The organism is Candidatus Nitrosocosmicus franklandus, assembly GCF_900696045.1.
Taxonomy (GTDB): Archaea; Thermoproteota; Nitrososphaeria; order Nitrososphaerales; family Nitrososphaeraceae; genus Nitrosocosmicus; species Nitrosocosmicus franklandus_A.
In genome coordinates, this window is sequence record NZ_LR216287.1 from 2,335,911 (window position 1) to 2,350,762 (window position 14,852).

The 14,852-nt window shown below is 34.1% G+C and carries 8 protein-coding genes; 6 read left to right on the top strand and 2 right to left on the bottom strand.

What is annotated here, in order from left to right; translation table 11 throughout:
- Positions 1-563 precede the first annotated feature (563 nt).
- Positions 564-1,616, bottom strand: a complete 1,053-nt coding sequence (locus NFRAN_RS10970; protein WP_134485028.1) for a prohibitin family protein — start codon at positions 1,614-1,616, stop codon at positions 564-566.
- Positions 1,617-2,104: 488 nt separating this feature from the next.
- The gene (locus NFRAN_RS10975) at positions 2,105-2,749 is read right to left on the bottom strand and encodes a class I SAM-dependent methyltransferase (protein WP_134485029.1); all 645 of its coding nucleotides are present in this window, start codon (positions 2,747-2,749) and stop codon (positions 2,105-2,107) included.
- Positions 2,750-5,942: 3,193 nt separating this feature from the next.
- Between NFRAN_RS10975 and NFRAN_RS10980 the strand changes: the two genes are divergently transcribed.
- The 6 genes from NFRAN_RS10980 to NFRAN_RS14280 all read left to right on the top strand — a co-directional run bounded on the left by NFRAN_RS10980 (position 5,943) and on the right by NFRAN_RS14280 (position 14,519).
- Entirely contained in the window at positions 5,943-6,737 is a 795-nt protein-coding gene (locus tag NFRAN_RS10980; RefSeq protein WP_134485030.1) for an AN1-type zinc finger domain-containing protein, read from the top strand.
- 57 nt (positions 6,738-6,794) lie between these two features.
- Complete coding sequence (locus NFRAN_RS10985) at positions 6,795-7,400, top strand: DDE-type integrase/transposase/recombinase (protein WP_134482534.1); 606 nt, start codon at positions 6,795-6,797, stop codon at positions 7,398-7,400.
- Positions 7,401-7,716: 316 nt separating this feature from the next.
- Positions 7,717-8,073, top strand: coding sequence for a hypothetical protein (locus tag NFRAN_RS10990; RefSeq protein WP_134485031.1), 357 nt, complete (start codon positions 7,717-7,719; stop codon positions 8,071-8,073).
- 1,305 nt (positions 8,074-9,378) lie between these two features.
- The gene (locus NFRAN_RS10995; RefSeq protein WP_232038003.1) at positions 9,379-10,356 is read left to right on the top strand and encodes a magnesium transporter CorA family protein; all 978 of its coding nucleotides are present in this window, start codon (positions 9,379-9,381) and stop codon (positions 10,354-10,356) included.
- A gap of 120 nt (positions 10,357-10,476) precedes the next feature.
- Positions 10,477-11,928: an MFS transporter gene (locus NFRAN_RS11000; protein ID WP_134485032.1), complete on the top strand. Its 1,452-nt coding sequence runs from the start codon at positions 10,477-10,479 to the stop codon at positions 11,926-11,928.
- Positions 11,929-13,004: 1,076 nt separating this feature from the next.
- The gene (locus NFRAN_RS14280; RefSeq protein WP_134485033.1) at positions 13,005-14,519 is read left to right on the top strand and encodes a hypothetical protein; all 1,515 of its coding nucleotides are present in this window, start codon (positions 13,005-13,007) and stop codon (positions 14,517-14,519) included.
- Positions 14,520-14,852: the final 333 nt, after the last annotated feature.

Genomic DNA, 14,852 nt, shown 5'->3' on the forward strand with positions numbered 1-14,852 from the left:
GATTATTATAACAATTTTTCAAGGGAAAAATCAGTAGTAATATTCGACTGAATAATCAACATAAGAAGTCATACATTATCTTGATTACGGTTATTCCAAATTACAGTATCTTGCATCAATCATCTTATTTCAATAGTACTAAATAGGTCAGCAGATCTATTTCCATTCTATCGATTTCCTGAATCTAGAAAAGATAGTGAACTATGATTTGTCATTAGTCTTTATTCTACCTCAGTACGTATGAAACTGTGGATAAATCAGAACTATCATAATTTAGGTTATCTCAATCTTTCTTCCTGTGATATAAATCTAATATTAAATTCTAGGATTGAAAAGAGACCAAGACCAAAATTGCCTTAGTTTAGTTTAGTTTTTGTCTCATTTATTTATCATTAATCAAGTTATCCGGTATTCTTCAAGAGGTCGAAGATCCCATTAAGGTAACTTACCTCTTATGATCTATCATTTTCTAAAAAAGGTAATGAAAGTTTGTTTTGTTGCTATGGTTGCGGAGTAGAAGAAGAAGAAGAAGAAGAAAATGAAGTATTGGTGGATATGGGACTTTATTGACTCGTAGAAGTAGGTGAATTATTTGCTAGTGGAAAAGAACTAGTTCTGGAATTCGAGTCAGAACCCCCAAGGGGGATCTCAATGAAAGGGATGCCTCCTAAATTATTTGCACCACCTTCAGCACCACCACCGCCAGTAACAAGGGGTAGCTTTCCATCCCATTTTTGTGCATGTAGCCATTTAAGATATTCACTACTATTCCTTAGTTGTGCATCAATTATTTTTATAGCCTCGGATTCTCCTTGGGCTCTAAGGATGTTGGCTTGTCTTTGACCTTCTGCTGAAGCTATATTGGCTTTTTGCTCCCCCAATGCGCGAGCTTCTGTTTGTTGAGCTTCAATTTGTATTCTACGAAGCTCATTTTGTGCTTGGAGCGCCCTTTGCTCTGCTTGAACCTTTGCTTCTACAGACTGGATGAATTGATCCGAAAACTGAAAGTCGGTGATGGAAATTGTGTCCACAATAATATTATATGGCCTGAGTCTGCCCTCAATTTGCTCTTCAATTTCTGCTTTCACCTTATCTCTCAGTGTAATGAGTTCTTCTGCATTGTATCTAGCGGTCACCTGTTTCACAGATTCTTGAATAGTAGGAACTATTATTCTATTGGCAAAATCAACTCCTACTTCTTTATATAATATGGGTACAGCGCTTTCATCTAACCGGTAGTTCAATGCCACCTCAGTCGCGACGTTCTGAAGATCTCTTGATTGTGAGGTGGTACTTTCTACAAGCAATTTAGTTCGAACCTCCATTTGTACTATTGTGTCTCTAAATGGCACCACAAAATGCAAACCCTCGCTTAATGATACCGAAGTGTCTACAGCTCCAAATTTCAATAACACTCCTCGATTACCAGCCTCCACTATCTTTAGACTAGAGGTTAAAATTACAAATATTATTACAACTGCTATTACTGCTAGTATGGCGATTTTTAACGGACTGGATGATCTAAATCCACCACCACCACTCCCGTCGACATTTTCCAATGGTTCTCCGTCTGGAGTAAACCTCCTATTTCGTTTCGATCTAAAAAAATCAACCATATATTTATCTAATTATCCTAAATTTTATATAAACTCTAAGCATGGTATATGGTTGCCAGATTTTTTAAATGATATATAAAATCTCAAGCAAAACATTTTTAGTCTGTAAAAGCGATACTTCGATACCTTCTAATCACGAATTCGAATATAGTTGATATAATGATTTCACAAAGAACATCATTATTTATTTGATAAGAAAACATTTCTTCAGTTCGAGGTTTATTTTGATATCGTATTGATCTGTGATACCTAACAAACCAGTATTTTGCAAATAAATTGAATCTAAATCTTTTTGTAATTCTTGAGGTAGTTTTTGATTATCCTTTATTTGCACGCTTGATTGATGAAATAAATTCATAGAATAATCGTATCATCTATCCTGAAAATATAATATTTTGTGCTTCAGCATCCATTAAAAACCGTTAAAACATGTCGCAATAATTTTCAAAATTTCTGCTTCAGTAATAATTCCTAGTATAGAAAAAAATTTAATTTTTATATCCAACCAAAAGAGCTATTTCGTACCACTTCCACAAACAATCTACTTCTATATAGCCAATATCTCTAAACATTTGAAGTTGTCTTTCTACAGACAATGTTTTGTCAGACTTTTCCTCTCGTGATAACGGTTCTCCCATGAGGTCAAAAAATTTTATATGATTTCTAGTAGATACGGAGACAACGTGGTCTAAATTGCAGAATATCCCAAGTGGATTCAATAGTTCGTATATTTCCTCATACAATTCGAATTTTCTTTTATGTCTTAAATGGTGAATTGCGAAACTGGATATCACTGTATCGAAATAGCCTAGATCGGGTAAGGGGTCATCCAAATCATGTTTTATTATTTTGACAGATTGATCGTTCTTAAAATAACTTTCAAGTGCTTGTAACATTGGAGGCGAGATATCCAGTGCTGTAAATTCGATATCTGATCTGCCTTTAAAATATTCTTTGATTAGTTTAATCATCCTCCCATCTCCTGACCCTAAATCTAGAATCCTTTTAGTGGTGTCCGGGATACTTTGTAACAATACTTGCTCCCCTGGAATTCTATTTGAGTATGTGCTAACTCTGCTCAAATAATGTAATGCTTTGTTTGGATCAGACCATTCTTGAGAAGATGTGAACATATGTCTTGTTGGTTTATTCACAAATATAATGATTAATTGATGGCATCGCAACTAGAATAATCGACAAAAGAAAAGGAATGTACGGGAGTAGGATGTATTTAGAGTAACATGCTACTCCTCAGTGCCATTTCGGCCTTCAAGATTAATAGGTTTCTGGTTTGTGCCGAATTATTTTGTATATGGATAAGTAGTTTGCGGTATAAAATATAGTCAAACATTATATTTATACTATGATAGTTACATGAGGATTAAACTGGAACTGATAAATGAATCGTAATCGTTAAAGATTGAGAAAATTTCCATCACACCAAGGCGATGATTATTCTTGATATTATTTAAAGCAATTTGCAAAATATCTCGGAATTATGTTGAGTGATAACTAGGTAGAGACTATTTCTCTTAATAAATACTTTATAGACAAGTAAAATATTGACTAGCATAGACAATATCATAGTTTTTGAGTTTTTTCAGATGAATTGCTTTCTACAAGTCGAGTCCTACGGACAATAAATATAAATTCAAATTCTTTTACTTTGTAATGATAAAACACAGTCCTACGAATGTTAATATTTAAAGATTGTGTGTAAACTAGAAAAAGAGGTACTGACTATTAATCGATGAATTGTGATTTAACTAAAGCAAACAATATATACAAACATGAATGAAAGCTCTTGTATTCTGTATGAACATGTGATGATAGTAGATCATGGGAGTATTGATTATCTTTTATTAAAAGGATGTCTTCATTATTCAAAATGGCAAAAACTGGCACAAAAATATACTGATTTGATTTATAGGTTCTATATTTACTATGTTGGTAAAAGGGAATAGGAGATAACGTTCAAAATAATTTTCGTATATCTTTGTTTATGATATCTGTGTTACCTTATCAGAAATTAGTTCTTTTGATTTGAAACAAGAATGAATATCTCTTGATTTGTATTTCAAATACTGTCATCTCATTTTTAAACACAAATAGATTAGAGAATTATTGAAAGTAATATATAAACAAATAATTCCTAGTAGTCAGAAGAATAGGTTAAATCTTGTCTAGATAGGGGTTCAATTCACAAGCCTCCCCACTTCCTCCTACTACATCATCTATGCTTTGTAAGTATCATTCTCTAAGTATGGTTTACTCTTTGTTTACCTTTTTGTTCAGTGATAATTTATTAACTGGAAATTCAATAACGAGTACATTGGCATCAAAATCCTTGATCAGAGATTTAGGGTATTGGCAAATATCTTTTTCAAGTAATTCTTGACCAACCTAAGCCATCGTTTATACATTTTTAATTTTCATTTAAATCTAAATTATCATTTCGTCTTGGTTCTTTTTTATATATTCTATTGCAATTAAAAGTAAAATTCAAAAACAATATCTGAAGTTATTATTTTTAAATCCCAGTACATTATTCTAAAAAAAAATTAAGACAAATGCTGACATCTATTTTAACTATTATGTCTAATCTGTATTAATGATCGGAAAATGTGATGATTGTGGTATGGAGGACGTAGAAATCATGATTGTTACAAGAAAAGCTACTAATCAAAAGATTAAATTATGCAACCAGTGCAGACCTGCAGATGGTGCATATGCTTATTAGATTAGAGTTATCACACAATTATTCACCGCTATTATAAGTTGAACTTTAACAAGATTGTAGTCGAACATATCCGTATAGATGAGCAAGTATGATAGATTGTATGATCAATAGTCGATATCCCATAACGTTTCATATTTACATAACATAGAAGTTACGTTCCTGGTTTTTGTACTGTTGACCATGGTGGGTATTTACATCCGCCTATTAATGAAGCAATAATACGGAAAAAATATTCCTGATGGCGACATAATTGAATCAGTATAAATTATTTTTCTTTTCGTTCTACACTGCAACTATTGAAGCATCCGTTTTCTAAATTTGTACAAACGGAGAAACATAAAAAAAATAAAACAATTGACACTTTTGGTAACGCATGTTACAATCTATCTTGACCAAGTAAAATTGTGGAGACCTATCAATGGTGGAACTAGGATTGCTATATCCTAAGTTACTATTATTATATACTAAACTGTCTGTAGCACCATCGGTGGGTTGATGTTCGTTGATTGTTTTTTCTGAACAATGCGATAAGGAAGATCATATTTATAGGCTTTTGATCCGAAACGTTATTACACGGTTCAACGAGTGAAGGTTTAGATCAGGTATTTTAAATTATCATATTTGTTGATCGCACGATGGAGTTATATTGTGTCAACACTAAGTCTGTTATTTTGGACCATGTTGCTTTAGAATTGTATGCTTACCTGAGTTTATATGTGATTGATCATCTGCTGTATTCAGATTTTTTAAGACACGGATAAGCAATTCTGATAACAGTAAGCACAGGGTTCCTGATTGGTATTCCAATTCTTGGACAAGTTGGAGTTTTTAACATTGGCGTCATCAATATATTATCCTTATTTGCATCCATAATATGACATAGATTATTACTTTAGAAAATTACTTGTTAAATTGACAATTCATTGTGTTTTAAATAATCAAGGATAGATGCAAAAAAGCAGCTTGGACTATCTATTTTTATAATATATCAAAATTAGCCAATTTTCTGACTATTTTAGTTTTTTTGGTTCAATGAATTTGTTGAACTTTCATCCCTGCTCTAAACTTGAGATCTTTCCCACAATTTATCAAAATACCAATAAATAAAACAGAATCCAAATTATGGACCTAATACTAAGACCATTAAATTACCTGACGCATTCGATAACTTCACGACCTGCTGATATACTGGAGCTGGCTAAATTTATTTCATATTAAGAATTAGTCTTCTAGGCAAGAATTCCATTTCAAATCACTATATTCTTACATCTGAAATCCTAACACATATGAATTCATTAAAAATTAAGTATGAAAATAGAATTTGTGAGGCTGAATTAAAAGATATTTTAAAGTTTAATCCCTTTTTGATGAATTGATTCTTGTTAACAAGATAGATATTTAATTATTAAATATGTGTAACGCATAATATTTACATATATGGATTACCATTTTCCAAATATTTGTCGATTTAGTGTTTTCGCGACAGATTTGATTACTATGTATAACGGTAGCCTTGCAAATGATGGTACTGACATTGATGTTTTGGACTCGTTATCGTTAAGATTGATTCGATTAGGATTATTCTAATGAGCAATCTAGGGGATAACAATACTGGTAAATGCAATTTTTGTGATAGAGTTGACAATCTCCATTTTAGATGTAACTATTGCAAAGAACGATTTTGTAGTGATCATAGAAATCCATTGATACATTCATGTCCTTTTTTGGAACTGTATAATAGGAATTCTCACAACGCAAAGTTTGCACAAAATTATCATAGTGGTTCTAGTGGATCTTGGTTCAATATATTTCAGCGAATATTCTGGCTAAAAAGCTCACGAACAGAATTGCTACATCTATCTATTGCAACAGTGCTGGTTACATGTGTTGGCCTTTCATTGAATCAATATAGGACGTTTTCGTGGCAATTTTTAGCAATATTCATTAGTGCATTTCTTGTACATGAGTTAGCTCACAAATTTCTTGCTCAGTATTATGGTAGTTGGGCCGAATTTAGAGCACAAACGTATGGTTTGATCATAACTGCAATTTCGGCTCTTCCAATAATGCCATTCAAATTTATTGCCCCCGGGGCGGTTATGGTCCACTTAGGTGATAGGCAAAAATTTGGTCGTGTGGCATTAATAGGGCCGGTTACTAATTTGATAATGGGCTTTGCCTTTCTGCTGCTTTCTAATTTATACGGAGGTTCAAATGGTCATTATTTTGCTATAGGTGCATCGTTTAATGGGTGGATAGCGATGTTTAATTTGATTCCGATGGGAGTGCTGGACGGTCAAAAAATCTTTGATTGGAACAAGATTGTCTGGGGAATTTCGATGACTGCTGCCATGCTATTATTTATTATTGGTTATATATAATCACGGCTCTGTTCATTTAGCGTCAAGTCTATAGCTTGAAGATGTCCTATCTCTTTTATGAATACTAGAAACAGAACACCTTCAAAATATGTGTATTATGGCTTACATTTGTACTTTTCAGGTCTTTCTCTTAGGAAAACATCTGAAAGATTATCATACTGTATCAAACGAAATCATGTCACTATCTGGAACTGGATTCAAAAGTACCAACCTAAGATTATCAAGACAAAACAAAGAAGGATATGTGAATTCATTGTAGATGAAACATTGCTTAAGGTTGGTTCAGAATACACGTGGTTATGGGTTGCAATAGATGCGAAAAGTAAGGAAATTCTCTCACTATCCATTTCTAAGGAGAGAAACATGTTTGTTGCGGAACGGTTTCTGTCAAACATAGTCAGAGACTATGGAAAGCATCCAGTTTCAACAGATGGTGGTACTTGGTATCCCATGGCTTGTCAATTCCTTAAATTAGAACACCATCTCCATTCCTCCTATGAAAAAAACTTGATTGAAAGAACAATGCAGTATATCAAGGACAGAACTGAAAGTTTCGATGATTACTTTCCCTGCAGGCTAAAGAACTGCAAACTAAAACACGTAAAAAACTGGTTGAACCTGTTTGTCGACTATCACAACAAGGAATTAAAACCTGTTAACTGAACAGAGCCATAATCACAACCAGCAAGTGAGATGAGCATTGAAGTATTTTAAATTAAAAAATGTATTTCAAAATAATTAAAGTTGTACAGAAAAGGTGGATAGAAATACATTTCAAGAATCTGTGGTGTAAATCAGTTTTCTAAAGTTAGATCCAAACATGTGTATCGGCTTTACCTTATTGCAGTATGGTCAGATTCAGATATCTTGATTATGTGAATTAATCGAATAGTCGAGTCCAGACCAAGTACATTGAAAATCGCAAAATTTTTTGAACCAGACCAAAATGTTTTAATTCTATCTTATATGATTACTCATAATGAACCTAATTAAAAAATCAGTAATACTTGGAATGGCACCTGCTTTTCTCCTTTTAGTTGCATCGGCAATTACCGGTAGTGTGCCTGTAAACGTCATTGCACAATCGGAAATAGATCCAGGAACACCTGGAGAAGTAGGGACAACTAATAATTCTGAGGTCGACTACCAACCGTTGAACTTGACAGGACCTGAAACAATTGAAGAGTTTGAAAGTATTGAGGGTAGCAATGCCGACATTTTAGGAAATGATACTAATATAAGCAATACTAACAATACCTTAACAGATAGCATAACCGTAAACGAACAGGAAGACTGTATGCAATTAGGTAATCAATCCGGAGTGGATTGTCCCTAATCTTTTTTCATTTATTTCTAAATGATACTTATTTATCTACTTGACTTAACCTTTGCGCGTTAAACTTGAAATATATTGCAAGTTCAAAAGAATTCAATTATCTTATTCCTAGTACTGTAAATGAATAATGATAAACGATTAATGGAAAAAATTTCTTGGCTTTACGATTCTCTTTTTTTGGTCTCTATGAGAATTGAAATTGTTTATTAATAATCTAAAAGATTGCCTAAAACTGATGAGCATTTTGCAAATGCTTTTTGCTATGTTCCTTTCTAGTCTGTTTAGAGCTAACTATCATTCAATTATCTATGTAATTCTGGGTAAAGGTCTATTGAGGCTAATGTGGGAACGCCTACCTAGATCAACCAATTTTACAAGACAACGGGGTCTATCACATTCAATTGGAAGAAGCTCGAGTTTTAATCTAGATTTCTTAACAGAATTAACAACATCACAGGATCGTCATGCTCTGTTTCGAATATAACACTAACTAATGTCCAACCAAATAGTATATTGACTGACAGCTTAAATAGAGATGTTATGATTTTATCAATCGATTTTCCCTTACAGAATTATTAGACAGAGAATACTAAAAAGGTAAATAATTTTGCAACGGGATTTTGATCACCCTGTGCCTTATTCTACGCTACCAAAACTGATCGAGTTTTATTTTTTCTGTGGTGTCTAAGAATCTATAGGAAGTATGTTTGATGCAATTCGCTAGAAAATATTTTTACTCTTGCTGATCATGTTTCTACTGTTACTTTGGATGGTGGCTTTGGCAAAAATGTACCGCTAATCTCATCTTATTCGTATTTGGTTCCATTAGTATTTAATGAATATAGTAAAGTTCAAAAACTGAAATAAAGTATCTACTACATTTGTAAACAGGACCTTTAATTTAAATAAGCATAGATGATTTATGGGTAGTTGCAAAAAGAATGACTCTAGAGATAATAAATATAAAGTTGTTTGACGCACCCTTTTTGAATCTTGATTATTGTATAACTAATAATATTCAACTATCAAACTTGTATGTCAATCCGTGAACGATTGTTTATGGATTGGAATATTTGATGTTGTTGTAGAATTACGAATTGTAACTGTGTGTTAGTGGGTAAATATCAAATTTTCATGCTAAGTGTTTTCATTTAAATAATAAATGACCATGTTTTGATGAGATCATCTAAGGCCTTGAACACTAGTTGTGTGTATTTTTGACAATTTTCAATCCAAAATATAATCGTAATCCATGTTCATTCTAATCAATTATATACTAAATAATCTCTTGTTAATAGGTTTGAAGTGGACTTTCCTAACTACATTAAGGGATTGGAGACAATACGTAATAGAGATTTCTTCTGGGTCTATTTAGAGAAACCTACTAGGGAAAAGTTGGAATTTATAGCCAAGAAATTTCCTATTCGTGAGTTAAATATAGAAGACTGTTTATCGAAAAATCAACTACCTAAAATTGATCGATATGAGGATCACGTATTTGTCATACTTCAATTTCCCACGATCTCGAAGGAACAGGCCTCTCCTAGCATTTCCCAACTGTCTTTCTTCATAGGAACAGACTATTTGATATCGATTACTCAAGGGGATCTTCAGCCTTTATCGTCCTTGTTTCAAAAATGTAAGGAAGGCGATACAACTATTCGAAATAATCTAATGGGTGCATCACCTGGCTATCTTCTCCATTCTATCCTTGACACTTTGGTAGATAATATGCTACATATTTTGATGAAGATAATCGGAAAATTGGATGATATAGAGGATGAGGTATTTGACGACAAGTTTTCAAATGCTAGAGATTTGTCTATTCTTAGGAGAGAAATTACTACCCTTAGAAGAATCGTTTTGCCATTAAAAAGAATAATGCTGGAAATTACATCTAGAGATGTCAAGCGTTTCTCGCCGGAAGCAGAACATGAAGACTTGATAGACTACTTTGATAATATTAACGACCATATTTCAAAGGTATTGGAGGCTCTCGATGAATCAAAGGAGACCATTGAAATTTACAAAGACACTGATAACATGTTAAATTCAGAAAAAACTAACAAGATCTTAAGCTTTCTTACAATCTTGTTCACCTTGTCTATACCTATTACTGTTGCTGGTACTTTCTATGGCATGAACATTGCGATTCCTGGAAGCATAAATGGTGGTGAAAGCATTCTTGACTATATACCACTGGCTATCGTGTGCTTTATATCTGCAATGGGGGCAGGTATCATGGTTTATTATTTTAAAAAACTTGGATGGATAAATTCATAGGCATGCTTGTGTACAAATTTAAATTTATATGATATCATACTTAATTTGAAAATGCCATTTGATCATTTTTTTCTTTAGTTGCCGTAATTATGTTAATCTCCATAACCAGGATCTCGTGAAATGAGTTCAAGAAATTCCATCCAAGAACCATGGGTCGCTTTGACTATTCTTAGTTCGCTTGCTTTAATTGCTATGTACGGAGAAACGATGCTAATTCCTGCACTACCATTCGTGATAAACGATTTTGATATTTCTTATAATACTTCCTCTTGGATTTTAACTTCGTATTTGATAGCAGGTGCAGTTATGACTCCTATAATTGGTAAACTCTCAGATATTTATGGTAAGAAAAAAATCTTGCTAATTGTCATAGTTATTTACAGTTTAGGTACTTTGCTGGGCGGTTTGTCAAATAATATTGTAATGCTTATAGTATCAAGAATAATTCAAGGTATTGGTCTGGGAATGTTTCCAGTCGCGTTTGCGATCATTAGAGAAAAGTTCTCGGAGGAAAAATTACCGATAGCCCAGGGAATCTTTACTGCTGTTTTTTCGGCTGGAGCCGTTATTGGACTTGGATTAGGTGCAACTATAGTTGAATATTTTAGTTGGCATATGACATTCTTATCAATTGTTCCATTGATGGTTTTATTACTGACAATTGTATACAAGAGGATTCAGGTTCCTAGTGACAATAACCTTGTTAGCGACAATAACCTAGTTAGCGACAATCATACAAAAATTGATGTACGAGGGACTGTAGTTTTGATTGTTTTAGTTTCTACTTTTCTAACCGGACTAACATATCTGCCATACACAATTTCTGAATCTACTTTCTCAAACCTCATTGTGACTGTAGGATTGTTTTTCATATCTGTAGTACTCTTACCTATATTCATAAATACACAGAGAGTAGCTCATAACCCTATCGTTGACCTCAATTTACTGAAGGATTATGTTTTGTTACCTACCAATATACTCATTATGATTATTGGAATCTTATTTTTCCTAATTTATCAAACTTTGCCTATATTGATTCAGAGCCCCCCTCCTTTTGGTTTTGGAGGTGGGCCTGTTGACACTGCAGCTGTTCAATTACCCTTTATGATACTATCATTTATAATTTCGGTCTTGTCTGGATTTTTAGTAAGCAAGATAGGTAACTTGAAACCTACTGTTTTAGGAACTATTGTTTCAGCAACGGGATTCATCGTACTTTTCTTGTACCATCCTTCACAATTCGTAATTTCGATAGCGTTGGCTGTTGTTGCCATAGGACTAGCGCTATCCGAAATCGGATCTTTTAATGTTTCTTTAGTTTCATCTCCTGTTCATTTGAGCGGCACGGCTTTAGGAATCACTATGCTATTATTCTTAATTGGGATGTCTATAGGACCTTCAATTTCTGGAGTGTTCATGGAAAGTCTCAAATCTCCTGAAGACTCTTTTGGTGAATCGTATCCTAAGTCAATCGCATATAATTTTATATTCTTGACAGCTGTTATGCTCTCTATACTTAGTATTGCCCTGGCAGCGCTAATCACTAAAAGAGTTTTAACAAGAATAGTTTAAAATCACTATAATATTATCGCGGTGTACCCGTACTTCTGTCAGAGTCTATGTTCTGCCCGTATTGCTGATCCTCTTAATCTGAGAAAAGTGATGTAATTCTTATTGTTTGAAATGAAGATGATTAATCATCCAAAGTATGTTGCTGTTATAAGGATCTAATTTGTACTATGTTATTCCTCTTTCAGTAGACATTCATGAGGCCCGATATTAATGTTGTTTTAGTTATTCAAAAATCAAATTGTGTCTAGACTATGTAATAAAGCAATGTAAGAGCAGTTTAGTATGGGCTTATTTGAATAATATTTAAAAAATGAACAAAAGAGGGTTTTAGCTGAACACTGTGCAAACAATAAACCACGAAAGTTATCGATACTGTATGGTAAAAAGTGGACATGGTGTCATTTATATCCAGGATGTCAACCTGTTACGTCAATTATCGGTACCGTATTATCTTATTGAGAATACTGTCAGCATTCTTGAACGGTAACTGGCATTGATGGATGCTTCAAAAAAAGATCAACTAATAGCGGAGTTCATTATGTGTTACTATGAAATTAATTATGGATTTCAATGTTCATGCAACCAAAGTGATAAAAATTTGAAATTATTTTTTGGTTCAAATTAAATCCATAATAATGGAAGACTTAATTACGTTTAACTTCAAAAATGTTTGTTATATATTTCATGTAACAAACAGATCTAGATTGTACAACTATAGTTTTTAAAATGTTGATATTGTTAGCAAATGCTAGTACCTTTTCTATATGACTTTTCTATACCTTCCATTAATTGTAGCTTAGCCAACATATTGGCTTAAACTAATCGGGATTCAATAACAGATATTTTTATTTCCCACGTAAATATTATAATACTTTTTCTCGACCGATATTCCTCTCTGACTTGATTTTTTTCCTTGTTTGCCATTTTATATATGAATCGGAATTTTGCATTGCTTTTTCATACGACTATAATTATTTTTATATATCCAATTAAATTTTTACTATAAATAATATTGTACTTTTTTTTAAGTAGTGAGTTATCAAACTCCTTTATTATATTATGCTATTATTTTATGAATGATAAAGATTTTAACATTAAATGTGCTATTAGTATTATTAGTATTTGTAATTACCGGACCCACGGTTCAGGGTGTAATTTACCAACCTGTTGCTGCTCAGATGAATGGAGAGATGAATTTGAATATGAAAGGTCTATTTGGAAGTATTCAAAACATTCTGACAAATCCATTCGATAGTTTAAATGATCGAGGAGATTCATCAGCTATAACACAAGATAATTCATCACAATCAGATGGATACCAAAATAGCGATACTAAATCAGATGCTGCTACTCTTTACAGTCAAATACAAAGTAGCTTGACCGATCCTTTGGGACAAGTCGATATAACGTTTCCCCCTAAGGCTACCGATCCTCTTGTACCACTTGACCAACCCAGCTCAACCACTTCTATGGAACCAGTAAACCAACCCAGCTCAACCACTTCTATGGAACCAGTAAACCAACCCAGCTCAACCACTTCTATGGAACCAGTAAACCAACCCAGCTCAACCACTTCTATGGAACCAGTAAACCAACCCAGCTCAACCACTTCTATGGAACCAGTAAACCAACCCAGCTCAACCACTTCTATGGAACCAGTAAACCAACCCAACTCAACCACTTCTATGGAACCAGTAAACCAACCCAGCTCAACCACTTCTATGGAACCAGTAAACCAACCCTGCTCAACCACTTCTATGGAACCAGTAAACCAACCCAGCTCAACCACTTCTATGGAACCAGTAAACCAACCCAGCTCAACCACTTCTATGGAACCAGTAAACCAACCCAGCTCAACCACTTCTATGGAACCAGTAAACCAACCCAGCTCAACCACTTCTATGGAACCAGTAAACCAACCCAGCTCAACCGACAAGCCTACAACTGCAGATAGCGAAAGTGTAGATTCTATCTCTCCCCCGACTGACAAGCCCGCATCCTCTGACGACACTACATCCTCTGACGACACTACATCCTCTGACGACACTACATCCTCTGACGACACTACATCCTCTGACGACACTACATCCTCTGACGACACTACATCCTCTGACGACACTACATCCTCTGACGACACTACATCCTCTGACGACACTACATCCTCTGACGACACTACATCCTCTGACGACACTACATCCTCTGACGACACTACATCCTCTGACGACACTACATCCTCTGACGACACTACATCCTCTGACGACACTACATCCTCTGACGACACTACATCCTCTGACGACACTACATCCTCTGACGACACTACATCCTCTGACGACACTACATCCTCTGACGACACTACATCCTCTGACGACACTACATCCTCTGACGACACTACATCCTCTGACGACACTACATCCTCTGACGACACTACATCCTCTGACGACACTACAACTGCAGATAGCGAAAGTATAGAGTCTATTGCTCCTCAAGTCAACAAACCTAAAACTGTTCACAATCCAACGAGTTCATCTAAAAATCCAGATGTTACTAAGATAATATCCCCAAACAATACCAATCCTGGCGCTAGTGGATAAAGTCAGCATAGTCAGACAAAAATTAAGTGAGACCCTATCACTAGAGCAATTCTAATTCTTTTTTTGAACCGATTTTAGCCCCTACATATGACAGTACTATTTTCTTGTACCGTGTCAATTCATATGATGAAAATTTTCTTAGCCTGTATCAGTTTTGAGATGCCTTTTTCCGAAAAAGGAAAATATAATTGGCAAACCGGTAATTAACTTCTATCAATGAAAAATTGATTGGATATACAATGTTTTAGATGGCAAAATAATCTAAGGAACTGACCCGACTTTATGTGAAGACTGAGAGGATATGACTAGAAAGTAACCATTGAATTACAGGAT

Coding starts and splice junctions, on each gene's coding strand:
- NFRAN_RS10970 (WP_134485028.1), bottom strand. CDS start 1,616: ATGGTTGATTTTTTTAGATCGAAACGAAATAGGAGGTTTACTCCAGAC.
- NFRAN_RS10975 (WP_134485029.1), bottom strand. CDS start 2,749: ATGTTCACATCTTCTCAAGAATGGTCTGATCCAAACAAAGCATTACAT.
- NFRAN_RS10980 (WP_134485030.1), top strand. CDS start 5,943: ATGAGCAATCTAGGGGATAACAATACTGGTAAATGCAATTTTTGTGAT.
- NFRAN_RS10985 (WP_134482534.1), top strand. CDS start 6,795: ATGAATACTAGAAACAGAACACCTTCAAAATATGTGTATTATGGCTTA.
- NFRAN_RS10990 (WP_134485031.1), top strand. CDS start 7,717: ATGAACCTAATTAAAAAATCAGTAATACTTGGAATGGCACCTGCTTTT.
- NFRAN_RS11000 (WP_134485032.1), top strand. CDS start 10,477: ATGAGTTCAAGAAATTCCATCCAAGAACCATGGGTCGCTTTGACTATT.
- NFRAN_RS14280 (WP_134485033.1), top strand. CDS start 13,005: ATGATAAAGATTTTAACATTAAATGTGCTATTAGTATTATTAGTATTT.